Source organism: Aeromonas sp. EERV15 (genome assembly GCF_900079845.1).
Lineage (GTDB): Bacteria > Pseudomonadota > Gammaproteobacteria > Enterobacterales > Aeromonadaceae > Aeromonas > Aeromonas sobria.
Genome location: NZ_FKKY02000104.1, coordinates 1 through 474 on the forward strand (window position 1 = coordinate 1; position 474 = coordinate 474).

At 64.8% G+C, this 474-nt stretch carries 1 pseudogene; it reads left to right on the top strand.

The features are described 5' to 3' along the window. A pseudogene (locus BN4575_RS20605) lies at positions 1-474 on the top strand (Tn3 family transposase); the annotation flags it as partial.

Below are 474 nucleotides of genomic sequence, written 5' to 3' on the forward strand. Positions count from 1 at the left end.
AGTTCGAGCCGCAGCGGCGCTATGCGACCCTGGCCGCCGTGGTGCTGGAGAGCACTGCAACCGTGAGTGATGAGCTGGTGGATCTGCACGACCGCATCCTAGTCAAGCTGTTCAGCGGCGCGAAGCACAAGCATCAGCAGCAGTTCCAGAAGCAGGGCAAGGCGATCAACGACAAGGTGCGCCTGTACTACAAGATCGGCCAGGCGCTGCTGGAGGCCAAGGAAGCCGGCAGCGACCCCTATGCCGCCATCGAGGCGGTGATTCCCTGGGACGAGTTCACCGAGAGCGTCAGCGAAGACGAGCTGCTGGCCCGGCCGGAGGGTTTCGACCACCTGCACTTGGTCGGCGAGAACTTCGCTTCCCTGCGCCGTTACACGCCGGCCTTGCTGCATGTGTTGGAACTGCGCGCCGCTCCGGCCGCGCAGGGTGTACTGGCAGCCGTGCCGACCCTGCGCCAGATGAAAGCCGACAACC